The organism is Paenalkalicoccus suaedae (genome assembly GCF_006965545.2).
Classification (GTDB): Bacteria; Bacillota; Bacilli; order Bacillales; family Salisediminibacteriaceae; genus Paenalkalicoccus; species Paenalkalicoccus suaedae.
This window is the reverse complement of sequence record NZ_CP041372.2, coordinates 2,205,205-2,221,083: the sequence shown is the minus strand read 5'-3', so window position 1 is coordinate 2,221,083 and position 15,879 is coordinate 2,205,205. Positions and strand designations below refer to the sequence as shown.

General features: G+C 43.0%; 14 protein-coding genes and 1 pseudogene. 7 read left to right on the top strand and 8 right to left on the bottom strand.

The annotated features are described in order from the left end of the window. Positions 1-385 precede the first annotated feature (385 nt). The 3 genes and pseudogenes from FLK61_RS11760 (at position 386) to FLK61_RS11750 (ending at position 5,106) form a co-directional block, all read left to right on the top strand. The gene (locus tag FLK61_RS11760; protein ID WP_176009646.1) at positions 386-2,020 is read left to right on the top strand and encodes a glutathione ABC transporter substrate-binding protein; all 1,635 of its coding nucleotides are present in this window, start codon (positions 386-388) and stop codon (positions 2,018-2,020) included. 181 nt (positions 2,021-2,201) lie between these two features. Beyond that, a pseudogene (locus FLK61_RS11755) lies at positions 2,202-2,774 on the top strand (peptide-methionine (S)-S-oxide reductase MsrA); the annotation flags it as partial. 103 nt (positions 2,775-2,877) lie between these two features. Next, complete coding sequence (locus FLK61_RS11750; RefSeq protein ID WP_176009644.1) at positions 2,878-5,106, top strand: DMT family transporter; 2,229 nt, start codon at positions 2,878-2,880, stop codon at positions 5,104-5,106. A gap of 58 nt (positions 5,107-5,164) precedes the next feature. Here FLK61_RS11750 and FLK61_RS11745 read toward each other — a convergent pair whose 3' ends face one another. Together FLK61_RS11745 and FLK61_RS11740 are read right to left on the bottom strand one after the other, a co-directional pair. Further along, positions 5,165-5,860 carry a hypothetical protein gene (locus FLK61_RS11745; protein ID WP_176009643.1) on the bottom strand — a complete coding sequence of 232 codons (696 nt, stop codon included), beginning with the start codon at positions 5,858-5,860 and terminating at the stop codon, positions 5,165-5,167. Positions 5,861-5,879: 19 nt separating this feature from the next. After that, on the bottom strand, positions 5,880-6,368 hold the full coding sequence (locus tag FLK61_RS11740; RefSeq protein WP_176009642.1) for a DUF456 domain-containing protein: 489 nt from the start codon (positions 6,366-6,368) through the stop codon (positions 5,880-5,882). Positions 6,369-6,502: 134 nt separating this feature from the next. Between FLK61_RS11740 and FLK61_RS11735 the strand changes: the two genes are divergently transcribed. Next, positions 6,503-7,507, top strand: coding sequence for a zinc-binding dehydrogenase (locus FLK61_RS11735; RefSeq protein WP_176011228.1), 1,005 nt, complete (start codon positions 6,503-6,505; stop codon positions 7,505-7,507). 57 nt (positions 7,508-7,564) lie between these two features. Here FLK61_RS11735 and FLK61_RS11730 read toward each other — a convergent pair whose 3' ends face one another. The 5 genes from FLK61_RS11730 to FLK61_RS11710 form a co-directional block, all read right to left on the bottom strand. Then, the gene (locus FLK61_RS11730; RefSeq protein WP_176009641.1) at positions 7,565-8,017 is read right to left on the bottom strand and encodes a hypothetical protein; all 453 of its coding nucleotides are present in this window, start codon (positions 8,015-8,017) and stop codon (positions 7,565-7,567) included. A gap of 133 nt (positions 8,018-8,150) precedes the next feature. Further along, positions 8,151-8,333, bottom strand: coding sequence for a hypothetical protein (locus FLK61_RS11725; protein ID WP_347338960.1), 183 nt, complete (start codon positions 8,331-8,333; stop codon positions 8,151-8,153). 270 nt (positions 8,334-8,603) lie between these two features. Then, positions 8,604-9,545 (bottom strand): acetamidase/formamidase family protein, encoded by a 942-nt coding sequence (locus tag FLK61_RS11720; RefSeq protein ID WP_176009640.1) that lies wholly within the window; start codon positions 9,543-9,545, stop codon positions 8,604-8,606. A 27-nt stretch (positions 9,546-9,572) separates the two neighbouring features. Beyond that, complete coding sequence (locus FLK61_RS11715; RefSeq protein WP_176009639.1) at positions 9,573-9,899, bottom strand: YolD-like family protein; 327 nt, start codon at positions 9,897-9,899, stop codon at positions 9,573-9,575. Then, on the bottom strand, positions 9,896-11,131 hold the full coding sequence (locus tag FLK61_RS11710) for a DNA polymerase IV (RefSeq protein ID WP_249777737.1): 1,236 nt from the start codon (positions 11,129-11,131) through the stop codon (positions 9,896-9,898). The genes FLK61_RS11715 and FLK61_RS11710 overlap by 4 nt, the downstream gene beginning before the upstream one ends. 172 nt (positions 11,132-11,303) lie before the next feature. Between FLK61_RS11710 and FLK61_RS11705 the strand changes: the two genes are divergently transcribed. From FLK61_RS11705 to FLK61_RS11695, 3 genes are all read left to right on the top strand, one after another. Next, positions 11,304-13,325: a putative bifunctional diguanylate cyclase/phosphodiesterase gene (locus FLK61_RS11705; RefSeq protein ID WP_176009637.1), complete on the top strand. Its 2,022-nt coding sequence runs from the start codon at positions 11,304-11,306 to the stop codon at positions 13,323-13,325. Between the two features lie 129 nt (positions 13,326-13,454). After that, a complete protein-coding gene (locus tag FLK61_RS11700) occupies positions 13,455-14,372 on the top strand; it encodes an aldo/keto reductase (RefSeq protein WP_176009636.1) in 918 nt (305 codons plus the stop codon). 185 nt (positions 14,373-14,557) lie between these two features. Continuing rightward, positions 14,558-14,758 (top strand): cold-shock protein, encoded by a 201-nt coding sequence (locus FLK61_RS11695; protein WP_176009635.1) that lies wholly within the window; start codon positions 14,558-14,560, stop codon positions 14,756-14,758. 67 nt (positions 14,759-14,825) lie between these two features. On the opposite strand, the gene FLK61_RS11690 is transcribed toward FLK61_RS11695, so the two are convergent. Next, a complete protein-coding gene (locus FLK61_RS11690) occupies positions 14,826-15,863 on the bottom strand; it encodes a C45 family autoproteolytic acyltransferase/hydrolase (protein WP_347338959.1) in 1,038 nt (345 codons plus the stop codon). Between the last annotated feature and the right edge of the window lie 16 nt (positions 15,864-15,879).

Genomic DNA, 15,879 nt, shown 5'->3' with positions numbered 1-15,879 from the left:
AGTCGGGATTCAGCCTTTTTTAAACATCTACTTCCCATTTTTTCTCGTTAATCTACTATACAAACTAGAAAATAAAAACTTAATTTCACTCTATACTATTCTCTTTTTTACCCCCTCATATTTGGTTATTTGTCATTTATTACACGATCATCATTGTTAAGTATAATAATGTAAATATAGCTTTTGTATAAAAAATAATTTTTTTGTCGTGCTTATACGATGTTTCTCAATAAGAACAAGCCCTTGAAGCACGTAGCTTTTGTATAATAAATCGAACTTTTTGATTGGTCTAAAAAAATATAATATTCTAAAAACATTCTTTACACATTTTTAGTTTTATAGTACATTAGTCCACATGTTACAAAAACACATAGGAGTGATGACAATGAAGGTAAGCAGGAAATGGAAATTTGGAATGATGGCTCTTGCATCGGCTAGTTTGCTTGCGGCATGTGCTAGTGAACCAGATAATGATGGAGCAGCAACAAATACAACAGGTAATACCTCTAACAATGAGGGGGAAGCGGAAGCGTCTGAAGAAGTAGCAGATGGGAATGATCTTATCATCGCTGTCCTGTCAGATGCGTCACGATTAGACCCTCATACCTCAAACGATGTACCCTCCGGTAACATTCAAGTAAACATTTACGAGACCTTACTACGATTCAACGATGATATGGAGCTCGAATCCAACCTTGCTACTGAGTGGGTAGATGTCGATGAACGTACGTGGGAATTCACCCTTCAAGAAGGTATTACTTTTACAGATGGCGAGGCGTTTAATGCAGATGCGGTAAAGGCAAATATTGATCGTATTTTAGACGACGAAGTTGGCGCTGCTCGTAAGATTCTTTTTGAAATTATTGATGAAGTGGAAGTGATTGATGACACGACGGTGCGATTCCATACGTCTGAACCGTTTGCGCCACTTCCAGCTCACTTTGCTCACTATGCTTCTAGTATGATTAGTCCCGCTGTTATCGAAGCAGATTATGACAACTTCCAAAATGGAGATGGCAATCCTGGTGATTATATTAACGAAAATCCAATCGGTACTGGCTTCTTTACATACGATGAATGGAATCCAGGAGATTCTCTTCGCTTAGTGAAAAATGAGGACTACTGGGGAGATCTTCCTCATGTAGATTCAGTCACTTTCCGAGTCGTTCCAGAGGATTTAACCCGAGTTTCTGAACTCGAGACGGGATCTGCTCATATCATTGATCCGGTAACACCAAGTGATATGGCGCGTGTAAACGATGGAGATACGATGGAAGTTTATCAGCGTAACGCAGCGAGTATCACGTACTTAGGCTTTAACACAGAAAGAGAGCCATACGATGATGACCGTGTGCGACGTGCAATTTCGATGGCACTAAGTAAGGATGCGATGATGGAGGGTGTGTTAGAAGGCACTGGAGAGCTTGCTTACGGTCCGATTAACGATACGCAGTTTGGTTTTAGCACAGATGTGACGCAGCTTGAGCGTGATCCTGAAGCGGCTCGTGAACTATTAGCTGAGGCTGGATATGCGGATGGGTTCGAAACAACGATTTGGACGAACGACAGCCGTGAGCGTATGGATATAGCAGAGCTTGCGCAAGCGGACCTCGCTGAGATTGGAATTCAAGCAGAGATTGAAGTTGTGGAGTGGGGTGCTTACTTAGAGCAAACAGGACAAGGGGAGCATGATATGTTCATCCTAGGTCTATCACTCGGAACAATGGATGCGGATTATCCAATGCACATGCTCTTCCATTCGGAGAACTCTGGTGCGAGTGGTAACAGATCGTTCTATCAGGACGCAGAGTTTGACGCATTACTTCAGGAAGCGCGTGTCGAGCAGGATGAAGACGTTAGATTTGGTTTATATGAAGATGCTGTGGACTATTTAATAGAAGAAAGTCCGGCTGCTTTCCTCTATCACCCAGACCACATTATGGGATATCGCTCTGATGTATCTGGATTCTGGGCAGATGCTTCTGGGTTGTATCAGCTTCAAGATGTGACGATCGACTAAATGGTTAAAATGAGAGCAGGGAACGGTGATGTCACCGATTTCCTGCTTTTTTTTGTTTAGACTATGCCACCCTTTTTTCTCGACAAAACGGTGGGATCTTGGTAGCCTTAGATCAAAGAAAGGGGTCGTTGTGATGTCAGTTGAAACGTGGACACTTGGCTTAGGTTGATTTTGGGGTCCAGATGGCCAGTTTGGTCATATAAAAGGCGTTGTGCGAACGAGAGTTGGTTATGCGGGTGGCAATGCGGAAAATCCTACCTATAAAGAGATGGGAGATCATTCGGAGACACTGCAAATTGACATCGATCCTTCTATTATAACGGGGGAAGAGGTGCTGGATCTTTTTTGGGATCTCCATAGTGGCAAACAGCACGGCTACCGAGACCGTCAATACAGATCGGTCCTCCTTTATGAGAATAACAGACAAAAAGAGATAGCGATTGAACGAATGAAAAAGTGGGAAAAGAAGAAGGGTCATTTGATAGAAACGGAAATAGCTCCCCTAACTAGCTTTACGTTAGCGGAAGACTATCATCAAAAGTATCGTTTAAAGCGCTACAAAAAAGTAACACTTTCCTTGTTGGAGTGCTTTAAAACACACGAGGCGTTTAATCATGCGATGCTCACAGCAAGGCTAAATGGACTTGCTTCTGGTGTCGGAACAAAAGCAGGGATTATAAAAGAACTAAAGCAGTCTGTGCATATGCCTGATCAACAGGAACAGCTTAAGCTTATAGCTTCATTAAAGTGGTAGGCGTGTTAGAGAAACTCTCTCACGCCTTCTTCGCTGTTTATACGTATTTTTGGGAGTTTTTTGCTATAATGGACTCAAGTGTTGACAGAATGGAGAAACGATTATGCCGATTTATGAACAAGAATATTTAGCACCACGTAAAAAACGAACACGTATGCTTCACTGGTTTAAGCGCCGCTCCACGCTTACGTTTGCGAGAGACGGCAAGACTTTAGGTATTCTGCTTGCGATGGTTGTAGGCAGCTTTTTTCTTGCAAGTATTGCCGCGCTCTCTATGCCTACAGGGCTCGGAACGTTTATTGATCTTCTTCTCTTTATAGTAGCAAATGCACTAGCTCTCTTTCTTTTAGGGGTCACCGTCTCATGGCTATTATCCCTTTTGTATCTTCCGGTCCCAAGAGCGCTTCTCAGTGCGACCATCTATAACGGTGCGCTTTGCTATTACATGTTAGATGAAGCAAGTATGGGTCTTACATTCTCTCTTATTATGACGGGAGTTTTCCTCGTTACCTTACTTATGATTGGGCTTGCGTTAAATAGTATGCTTTATCGCTCCAAATTTGGATACATAGCTGTTCCGATGAGCGTGGCGTGGGTACTCTTTTTACTCTTTTTTCACCCGACAATTGAGCAGTTTGAATCAACGTCATCGTTTCAAGCAAATGATTATATTACACCTTTAGCTGTTGGGAATCCGGCAGAAGAAGGGGAATATCGCGTGCAGTCTTTTACATACGGCAGTGGTCGTGACAACCATCGGGATGAATTTGCCGATGAGGTCCAGCTTTTGTCGAGATCGATTGATGCGAGTGACTATATAACAACGTGGAAGGATTGGCGTACGACATTTTGGGGCTTTGATCAAACGGAGCTTCCCTTAAACGGGAGAGTGTGGATGCCTGAGGGGGAGGGACCATTTCCACTAGCAATGATCGTGCATGGGAATCATCGTATGGAAAACTTTTCGGATGCTGGCTACGCCTACTTAGGGGAGCTTTTAGCCTCACGTGGCATTGCGATGGTCTCGATTGACGAAAACTTTTTAAACTTTACAAACTGGACAGGCATTCCAGGTGACAATTATCGTCTTCGTGCGTGGGTAATGATGCATCATCTCTTACAAATTAAGGATTTCACCGCTTCAGAAAATAATCCATTCTATAATCGGATTGATCTAAGTCGTGTTGCTGTTATGGGACATTCAAGAGGCGGTCAAGCGGCAGCAATTGTCGCTGACTACGAGCGTTTCTTTGAAGACGATGAGAGTTTAGACGGGTTTGAAACCATTAACGTGGAGTCTGTTGTCGCCATTGCGCCAACGGATGTAAGCATTGATGATGAGCGTCCAAGGTTAAACGACGTGAATTACTTAACGATTCACGGAGCGCGAGATGGCGATGTCAATAATTTTAGAGGCGACAGGCAGTATGGTCGCACGAGCTTTACTGGTTCGTTAGATCGTTTGAAGTCTGCCGTGTATATTGCGGATGCTAATCATAGTCAGTTCAATACGGACTGGGGAAGAGCGGATATGCGCCTGCCTGGTGGGATGTTTTTATCGCGCAAACAAATGATGGACCCAGAAGAGCAGCGTGAGGTCGCAAAAGTATTTATTTCTGCTTTCTTAGAAGTTACCTTGCATAATAACGATCAATACCAGCCTCTATTTATGGATATCAGGCACGGAGAAGAGTGGCTGCCTCGCACGCAATATGTAACAAGATATGTAGATTCGACGTATGAGCGACTTGTCTCTTTTAATCGTAACAATGATGTGGAAGAGTTCCCACAAGGAATTACTGCATCGGCTGAAGGATTTACGGAATGGGATAAAACGTCTACAGTTGACCGCGGTGGTAATAATAAAGCAGCGGATGGGGTTGTGATGGAGTGGGAGGATGACATGTCTTATACACTATCACTACCAGAGAGTTATGTAACTGATGCTGACTCTGTGGAATACTTCTCTTTCTCCATGGCCCAGATGGACAAAGAGCTTGAGGCTCCCTACACAGGTGAGACAGATCCTTCTCTCGAGCTCGTTTTTTCTCTTAATGATGGTGGAGAAGTATCGATAAGCGTGGACGCGCTTCAACCGATTCCACCGTCTATATGGACGCAGTATACGAGATATCCTTTCCTAGAAGATATCACTCGTGATGGCAAGTATGAGGAAGCGATTGAACCAGCTTTCCAAACGTACTTTATTCCAATTATGATGCTTGAAGAAGCCGAAGCAAGTGTGGAGGACTTGGAGAGCATCACATGGCAATTCTCCGACGGACCTGGTCGACTTGTTATTGATGATATTGGATTTTTTAGAGAAGAATAGTGGTTTTGTTTGCAAAAAAGGCGAGCACGCTCTATCAGAGCAGGTGCTTCGCCTTTTTTTAGTCTTGTTTACGGAGTGCGTCCGTTAATTGGTCATAAAAGTGTTTATTATAAGAAGTGACTCGATGCGTACGAGCTTTTGTTAAATCAATAGGATTGCTACACGATTTCTTTTGACAGGGCACGCTTTCTTGGTTGTGATAAATAAAATAGTTGTGCCGCTGTTTGCAGGATGGGCAGGTTGCTCTAACTAAATGAGCTACGGGGTCCTTAGCAAAATAATCTTCGGTAGGGTCTTTTATTTGTAGAGATTCCTGTTGGAATACAAAAGCGTTTGTAGCGGCTCTACCTGCTCGCTTAATGAGTGTCTCTAAACGAAGCTTCGGAGCGACGTTTTTTATTGGTTTTTTAACTACGGAAATACGATCGTAATCATCTATCTCTAATAGACCGTAACCTGTTGGGATCTCTTCTTTTTTTAAGAGCCCGACAGGCGTTAATAAATAACTGTACGTAGATAGGTGGTGGTAGCCGTAGTCCGCTGTTAATACTTCGTCGCGAAGAAAATCAGAGCGCGATGCTTTAACTTCAATAATGCGCGATTGCTTTTGCTTTACATCAATCCCCATGACGTCTGCTTTTAGTTTTTTACGACGATATACGAGTTTAACCTCGGTTGCGCAAAGGTCCTTCGTTTTTTGCCTGAGCCAAAGTAGACCTTGGTGCTTTAAATGTTTGTGTAGTGCACTTTCCATTCTATGCTGTCACCTCAATTTAAAAAATCAATACATCGACCAAGAAGATTCCAATTAAGATGGCTTGAATAACTCCTTTGGCAAACGTACTTGCTAAAAAGCCTAATAGCGTGCCAACTGCCACTTTTGCCGATTCTGTCATGGACTTACGCTGAGCCACTTCTGTTAATAAAACAAGGACAAACGGTACGATAAAAATTCCAAATGGTGGAATGATAAAGCTACCTACAATAAGTCCGATTGTTGCAGCTGTCATGCCGTGCTTAGAGGAACCGTATTTTTTAACGAAATACATACTGGCTATATAGTCAGCCACAAAAATTGCGATGGTTAATACCGCGAAGGAGGACCATGTCCACCAGCTGATCTGTGACCCATCAATTAAAAAGGCGTACAAAATAACTGCGCCCCAAATAACTAATACAGATGGTATAACCGGATATAATAGACCAATAAAGCTTAATACAAATAATGCGATAATAACAACCCAAACAATAATATCGACCAAGGTAGCACCTCCAGATGCAAATTAAGTATGTGCAGACTTTCTTTCTGGGACAGAATGAAAGCCTCTTCTTTTTACCTATTCCCTATCTATAGTATAATGGAACGTATAGCTAAAATAAATGGTGAGGTGGAATGATGAAAGCTCTTGTACATGAGGCGCACGCTGGATTTGATGGCGTAGCAGTTAGAGATATAGAAGAAGCACAGGTAAAGCCTGGGTTTGTAAAAATTCGTTTAAAAGCGGCTGGACTTAACCACCGTGATATTTTTATTCTAAGTCGTCATTCGACAGAGGATGAAGGTCTTATTGTCGGTTCTGATGGAGCGGGAGTCGTGGAAGAAGTAGGAGATGGTGTTAGCCGCTTTACTGTAGGGCAGGAGGTCATTATTAATCCTGGTATCGGCTGGGAGGAAGAATCTGATGCCCCACCTGAAGGCTTTGAAATTTTAGGTTTGCCTGATCATGGGACAATTGCAGAATCTATTGTCGTGCCCGAATCTACGCTTGAACTAAAGCCACCGCATTTAAGTTTTCTTGAGGCTGGGACGTTATCACTCGCTGCTTTAACAGCTTATAGAGCGCTTGTGACGCGTGCGAAGCTTCAATCCTCTCAAACGATTTTACTTCCTGGCGTAGGTAGTGGTGCGGTCACATTTTTACTCCTTTTTGCTAAAAAGATTGGTGCACGTGTGATTGTGACGTCACGTTCAAAAGAAAAGCGCGAGCAGGCCCTCTCGCTTGGAGCGGACGCTGCTATTGATAGCGAAGGGGATTGGGATCATCAATTAGAAGGCGAAAAAGTAGATGTCGTCATCGAATCGGTTGGAGCGGCTACGTTTCATAAATCGCTCGGGCAGCTTCGTAAAGGTGGGACACTCGTTATGTTTGGGGCCTCAGCTGGAGACGAAGTGACGTTTAATCTTCGCGATTTCTTTTACGGACAGTTTAATTTATTAGGTAGCACGATGGGAAGTCATGAAGAATATCGTGCCATGCTATCGTTTATTAGTAAGCATAATATTAAGCCTGTCGTTGACCGTGTTTTTCCTTTATCTAAAGCAAAAGAAGCTCTCCAGTATTTAGAGCGTGGAGAGCAGCTTGGCAAAGTTGCTATTAATATTGATACGGACGAAAGCTAACGATTAGACAAACGCCCTTTGCTGGTTAATTAGCCAGCAAAGGGCGTTTGTCGTCTTTTAATAAAAATATGGGAAGAGCAGAGAGCCAATCAAATAATACGGAAGTGTTCGTCGATAGAATCGTCTGAATCTTCGTGGTACCCCGTAACCATAACCATAGCCGTAGCCGGGACCGCCACCATACCATGGCTGCCGCATATCGCCTTGATGAGCTTGCTCTCTTTGATCCTCCTCTGGCATGAGTAACGTGATGGTATCATCATCTTGATTAATGATAATTCCTTCTTGTGTCGTGCCATCTGTCATTTGCAACTGAACAAAGTGCATGGAGTACTGCTTGCAGAGGTCTTTGATGTGCGGACCTCCTTGAGCTTGTTGCATCATTTGCCCTTGCACCATCGGGCTATTTCCTTGCATGTTCATCCCGTATCCTTGCCCTTGTCCTTGCACTGCCATCGAATGAGGCTCCGTGTACCCATATCCATTCCTATACTGTCCATTCTCATACATTCTTATCTCCTCCTTACATGCCCATACTATGCGTAAAGAGGATAGGTGTGCGCCTCTTCACCAAAAGATATTTTGACCTAGCATCTTTTGATGAGCCATGCTATACTTAAAGAAAGAACGTATGTTCCTTTTTCTAGTAATTTTCGCTTTCTTTCTCCATTTTTCGTTTAATATCTTCTCTTGGCACCCAGCAATCAAACTGATAGTCCGTTTTTGTTTCGAAGCCAAGTCGTTTGCACATAGATATCATTCCATTTGGAGATTTTTTTATTTGGAAGTGTGTGCAGGTTGCACAGCAGTGGTATCGACTCATCATAGATGACCGTCCTTCCCCTGTTTTAGATTGTTTTGGGACTGCTTGTGATTGTTTTCGCAAGCTCGTTCACTATTATTCTCAAAGGGTGACGTTCATGATTTTTCTTATCATCATATTAGTAGTTCTTGTGTCTATTATCTTTGCTTTTTCCGTGAAGCTCCGCCGAGAGTGGGCGCGTAGCCGAGCAAAGCTTCATGACCGAGCTACTCAAACAATAAAAACGTATTCAACCCGTGAAAAGTAGCCACTTTGGCGAGACGTTCCTATCTATTATTCTAGGAACGTCTTTTTAATGGCGTCGTGTTGAATGGCTGCGTGCACGCCTTTTACCCCATTTACAATTTGTGTGATGCGTAAATCGACAACGGTGCTCGACAGCGCCATTGCTTCTGTTCGAGTAATTTGATACTCCTCTTCTAAATAAGTAACGGCTGATCCTAGTGCTTGTTGGGTCGCGAGATTTAGGTCTTCGTCGAACCCAAAAAAGAGCATCTCTGTCGGTGTTTTTGCCATCGGTGCTTGAAGCGTCCCGGTATGTAAGGTTACCTCAAGTGTCGTGTTTGTTGGACATTCAATGGCTGTCCCACTTGTTTCCCCGTCTGCCTGTAAGGCGTGTCCATCTCCAACGTACACGTGCGCCCCATCAACCTCTACTGGTAAAAATAAGCTACTTGATTCAATCAGCTCTCTACAGTCAATATTTCCGCCGGTCCTCCGTGGTGGTGACGTAATATGCGTTCCATCGACTCCTGGCGCAAGACCAATTAGACCTAAAAAGGGACGTGCGTGAAGCGCAAACGGCTTATTACTAAGCGTCGTTTTTACGAAACCATCTTCTATAAGCCAGTCGACTGTAAGCTTTGGCTCCTGACTAATCCCAACCGCCTCGTTTTGATAGTTTGATCCGCCTCCGGCCCAATTTCTCCCGTACCAGCCAGGACTTATACGCTTTATTTTTATTTCTACAACCATGCCTGTTTTTGCGCCACTGATGGCGATTGGTCCAATCATGGGATGAATTGGATTTGCCTCTTTTTGCGCAGGCTCATAAATCTTACGGGGCTCTCCTTTATTCGGAGAATAGCCCCATTCAATGTCTGGAGTTGTGACAGAAAACGTGTCGCCAGACTCAATCGTTACAATTGGCTGTCTGTCTTTATTAAAAGATCCGCGTAAATGTTCCTTTTTTAATGCTATCGTGTGATGTGTCATACATATCCCTCCTTTTTTTAGTGTACCTCACAATCTTTCTACGCGCATAAGATTCCTAATCTCGATCCGTGTATCGGAGAGAAGAAAGGATTTTGTATAAGGGTTTAAAGAGGTGACTACACCTGAAATATGATAGGCTATCCCGTCCTCCCAATACGTCACATGAAGCTCTATGTGATGGGTGTAGGAGGCGAGTAGGGACGTGCCGAATTCCGTCAAATCCTCTTCGCTAAGCGCAGGTCTAGGTAAACGTTGTTGATCAGCGCGGTGTGATCGCAGCGCAGAGACGTGCTCGTGTAACATCATACGGCTACCCTCCCACATAAGGTTGCCACGTTTTAAATAATCGCTCATTTGTAATGACCTCCTATTTTAGCAGCGCGTTCTTTCACTTGACTGGCCTCTTGCAAAGAAGATGCTCGAATTAAAGATGTCTTTCCGTATTTTTTATTCACTGTATCCATTACATAGCCAAGCTTATGATGTTTTTCGCGATTCCCATCATCGAACAAGCTGAGCTGTATCTGCTTATCAGATGATAGCTTGGAGAGAGAAATGTGCAAACGCCTTACGGGAAGTCCATTCCAATGCTGGTCAAATAGCTTACATACGTACGCAAATACTTCCATTGTGATGGCTGTTGGACGTTCCATCGTCATTTGCCTGTGAAAACCAGTGCGAAGTTCATAGCTGGTTGTGACACCAACGGAAATTGTCTGACCGAGCAGAGAGCCTTCTCTTGCGCGTCGACACACTTCCTCGCAAAGCTCTAATAGTACAAGTTTAATATCGCGCTTCGTTGTGTAATCACGGGGTAAGGTCATCCCGTTTCCGATCGCTTTTTGTCCACTCATTGTGTGTGGGGACACGGGGGAGTAGTCAACTCCACGTGCGTTCATCCAGAGGACTTGCCCGTGTATCCCAAAGCGTTTTCGTATATCCTCAGGCGACATGGCAGCGAAGTCTCCGATCGTTTGGACGCCTCTTACACGTAAATGTCGCGTCATCTTGGCACCAGCGCGAAACAAATCATTAATAGGGCGTGGCCATAATACTTCTTCTATATTTTCTTGTGTAAGTGTAAAGATGCCTTCTTCATTCTTTTTAGCAAACGTGTCACACGCCATTTTGGCTAATACTTTATTTTCGCCTATTCCGATGCGGGCGCGCACGCCCAAGTGACGAAAAATTTTGCCTTGCACATACTTTGCGATTTCTAAAGGAGTGCCAAATAGCTTTTGAGAATGGGTGACATCCATAAATTGTTCATCGATACTGTACGGTTCGACGAGGTCTGTTACGGCCTCTAAGATTTCAGTAATAGCTAGGGAGTGATCAATATAGTCCTGCATGTGTGGAGCCACGACCATGAGATCAGGGCACTTTTGCTGGGCGTCAAAGAGACGTTCGCCATTTTCGACGCCTAAACGTTTGGCCAATGGGCAAGCTGCTAAAATGACACCGGAGCGTCTCGATGGATCTCCAGAAACAACGAGAGGCTTATCGATGGCATGAGGAATCTTCGCTTTTTCAACAGAGGCAAAAAAGGACTGCATATCAATTAAAAAGATGGATTTTTTCATTATGGACTCCTCCAAGCTCATTTTTTTTCATCATACAATAAAAAAATACCTATATCAAGAACGTGTGTTCGTGTAATTTGTGGAATTTATATTTACTGCTGAAATAAGAGCGAGTATAATGTAGCAAAAAGAATTATTTCGTGCGTCTAGAGATGTAGCAGGAGGTGGGGGAATAATGCGCCAAGAGAAGGTAAAAAGCGATCTGATCAATTTATCTATTCTGCATGCACTTGAAGAGGAAGCAGCAATAATTGATCGATTTGGCAAAGTGATCATGGTCAATACAACAAATGAAGAGGAACGATCATCTGAGAAGAATGCTCCTGTTAAAGCAAGGCTCGGGAGCGACTATGTAAAAAACTTAGAATTGGCGAATGAGTGTTACCTCCAAGAACGAGTGCAACTCCTTTTAAAGGGCAAGCTAACAGACATTAAGCAAATTAATCCGTACCAGCAAAAGGAAGATATCGTATGGTATGAGATTCGAATCACGGCTTTTATCCATGAGGGAGAGCGGTGTGGACTTATTCGGTACAAAGATGTAACCGCACTTGTAAGCTATGAAAGTCAGGTTATTGATGTGCTAGAAAGCATGAACGACGGGTTCTTTGCAGTGGACAAAATGTGGAGAATGACCTACGTGAATGCCCATGCCGCAAGCATGCTTCGTAAGTCTGTTGAGGAGCTTCGTGGAAATGATATGTGGCTCATGTATCCGAATCTCCATGGGACACCGTTTGAATTAACTTATAGACGAGCGATGGAAACAAGAGAGCGACAGGAGATTGAAGCTTATTATCCGGCACATCATACGTGGTACAGTGTGCGGGTGTATCCACATGATGAAGGTGGATTAGCCTTTTATTTCCAAGACATACACGAGCGTAAAGAGGTGGAGGACAGGCTGTATCACGCTGCTTATTATGATGAAATGACGAAGCTACCTAACAGAAAGAAATTTTATCAGGTGGCGGAAGAGAAGTTTGAAGTAGCAAAACCTACTCAAGAGTTTTCGTTACTTTTTATTGATATTGATCAGTTTAAAACTCTGAATAATCTTTACGGCTATGCAAAAGGCGATGAGCTAGTCAAAGAGATCGCAAAGCGCATTCGCTATACGTGTCAGGGGGGAGGGTACGTCGCAAGGTTTGGTGGAGATGAATTTGTTATTCTTTATGAAGGTTCTCCCAAGGATGATGGCTGTCGAAGCTTTACGAGTCACCTTCTATACGAAGTGCAAAAGCCAATTCGATTAGACAACGATAAATCCTATACTCCTTCTGTCCACGTAGGAATCAGTCACTATCCATTCCATGCGACGAAGGTAGAAGCATTATTAAGTATGGCCGATACAGCACTTAATGAAGCGAAGCGGAAGAAAGTATTAATTTGCATGTACAATGAAGAGATCAAAAAGAACCTTGCTTATAAAAATCAGCTCCTACATGCTTTTTTTGATGCGGTAAAGACGTCCGATATTTTCTTCGTGTATCAGCCGCAGGTGAATCTTCATACAGGGGAGATTGTTACGCTTGAAGCACTGACAAGGTGGAGCGATGAGAGGCTCGGAGCCATATCGCCAGCAGAATTTATACCGCTCCTTGAGGAAAGTGGTCATATTGATTTACTTACAAAGAAACTCGTTCATGATACGTTTAGAGAACTGCATATATTGAGAGAAAAGCATGATTACAAAGGAAGCCTCTCTATTAACATGCCGACGCAACTCCTGCACGACCATGCATTTATTACGTTTTTTGAAAAGACAGTAAAGGCTGCGCAGTTCCCCTCGCAGACAGTTGAAATTGAGCTAACAGAGAGTGCAGAGCTCGTGACATCAGACGACATTCTTTATCAGCTGGATCGCCTTAGACAAGCAGGCGTGAAAATTGCGATTGATGACTTCGGAAAAGGCTACTCTAATTTCATTTACTTAACAGAGATTAATGCGGAAAAAATCAAGTTAGATGCTTCCTTTATTCGTCAAATTGGTATTGATAAAAAATCGGAGGACGTGCTAGAGGGGTTAATTATACTATCGGACAAAATAGGTAGCACGGTTGTAGCGGAGGGTGTAGAAACAGAATCACAGCTCCAATTCTTACAGCGAACAACGTGTGATGTTATACAAGGCTTTTACTATTATAAACCGATGCCAATCGAAGATATTCATGCCTTATTTTCGGCAAAACAATAAGAGAAACACGTAGCGATGTCTACGTGTTTCTTTTTAGTCAACAAAAGAGGGGGGGGGAGGAAATCGACAGATTGAAAAAAAGCCAGTAAACTAGAAAGGTACGTTACTTATTTGAAGGGGTGAGAAGAGATGAAACAGATTCAACTAGGCACGAGCCAAGTACAAACAGGGGAAGTAGGATTAGGATGTATGAGAATGGATTCCTTATCCGCGAAGGACGCTCGTCATGTAATAGATACAGCTCTTGACGTAGGCATCACATTGTTTGATCATGCAGACATATATGGAAAAGGAAATTCAGAAAGAGTTTTTGCAAGCGCCATCAAAGATACACCGTCTTTGCGAGAAAAAATGATTGTCCAGTCCAAGTGTGGTATTCGAAAAGGATTCTTTGATTTTTCGAAAGAACATATCATCACATCTGTAGAAGAGAGTTTAAAAAGGTTAGAGATGGATTATTTAGATGTGTTACTTTTACATAGACCAGATGCACTCATGGAGCCAGAAGAGGTTGCAGAGGCATTTACGAGACTGAAGGAAGATGGGAAAGTAGCGTACTTTGGTGTTAGCAATCAGCATCCAGGTCAAATGGAGCTCTTGAAAGCGTATGTGAGAGAACCGCTATTAATCAACCAAGTGCAGCTTAGCGTTATGCATACACCAATGATTGATGCTTCCTTTAACGTCAACATGTATAACCGAGAAGCTATTAATCGTGATCTTGGGATTATGGAATATAGTCGTTTGCATAACATGACGATTCAAGCTTGGTCACCGTTCCAATATGGAATGATCGAAGGCACGTTTATGGGGAATGAAGATTTTCCTAATTTAAACAAAACGCTTCAAGAGTTAGCTGATAAAAAAGGAGTAACAGATTCTGCAATCGCAATCGCTTGGTTACTTCGATTACCGCTAAGTGTGCAACCAATTGTAGGGACGATGAATACGTCACGTTTAAAGGATATTTCCAAAGCATCTGAGGTCGAGCTTACACGGGAAGAATGGTATGAGCTATACCGATCAGCAGGGAACGAATTACCGTAAAAAATTTTTTTTTGGAAAAGGGGTATCTTTTTTAGGGGATGTGTACTATACTAAAGAAAGCTTATTGAGGTTCGGATATGACTGAAAGAGAGTAAAGCTTTAAATAGTTATTTCCTCTTGCACGAATAAATGAAGAGCTCAACTAGTAATAAATCGTGAGGGAACTCACACAGGAGGAATTTGTAATGACTCAAGGTACAGTAAAATGGTTTAACGCAGAAAAAGGTTTTGGATTTATCGAAGTAGAAGGACAAGACGATGTATTCGTACACTTCTCCGCTATCCAAGGCGACGGCTTCAAGACTCTTGAAGAAGGTCAAGCTGTAACATTCGACATCGAGCAAGGTCAGCGTGGCCCACAAGCTGCTAACGTTAACAAGCAATAGTCGAATATAAAAAGGTCTCCCTTTAGGGAGGCCTTTTCTTTTTGGGTACATATGAGTTGCTCGTGGTCTAAAGAGTGAGCATGCTTACGAATGGATTAGTAGAGTCAATCGCACCTTTCACTTTTGTCGCGTGCATTTTTTTACCGCGCAACCAAGCACCAAAGTCAATCATAAGCGGAAGCCTGTTACCACCTAGCGCAAATCCTACCTTTTGCTCCTTCGTAAAATAAACGGCCGTGTGCAAGGTTCCTGCAGAAGCATCGTATTTTTTAGAAAATACACCGTCGTGCTCATTATTTAATAGCTTAAAGGCATCAAAACCTTCAAGGTTAGGGTGTTGCTGTAAAACGGCATGGCGATTCTCTGAATCATCTGTACGGTACCGATTTTCTTTAAGTAACAAGTCGTAATGATTTGTACACGAGAAACCGGTGCGAGTAGCAAATCCTTCCGGTGATGCTTCTACAATCATTGGCTCGTTAACGCCATCTGATACCACATAATTAAATGAGTTACGATGAGGTAGCTCTTTAAGGAGTTGAACAGCCTCGTCAACGGTAGCTGCGTTTTCTAATACAATCCGAGCAATCATATTACATAAGAAGCCATTGTTGCGATTACGGCGATTAACGAAGTTATAGCCGATCGAGAGACCCTTTTCATTCATCCCGTCGGTGCGACCAGTTACCTGCATGGTAGGACCAATGGAGGCATAGCCTTTGTCAGTCGGATTAAATAAGGAAAAGCGACCTTCGTAGCCGAGAGGGTGACTATCATAATTTCGGACGAGGAAGCTTGTATCTGCGTAAATAGAGCACCCGCTTCGCTCTATCTCCATATAATATCCCCCGAAGTTCTTTATTGCTTCATCCATCGAAATGTGAAGTCCATCTGAAAGGCCAGTAAGCTCTTCCCAAATTCCAGGTGCAATCGTCCTTAGTGCCTCTTCCACATCAGATCGAATAAAGCGAAAGTGTCTAGATCGCTTATCCCACTGTTTTTTACGATTTTGTAGGAGTGGCGTTTGACGTAAATGCTTACTTTGTTCTATGCCAAAATCATAATGAGTTCCTTTAAACGAGTATATGTGACTGTAGACGTTCATAATATCCCTTCTTTCC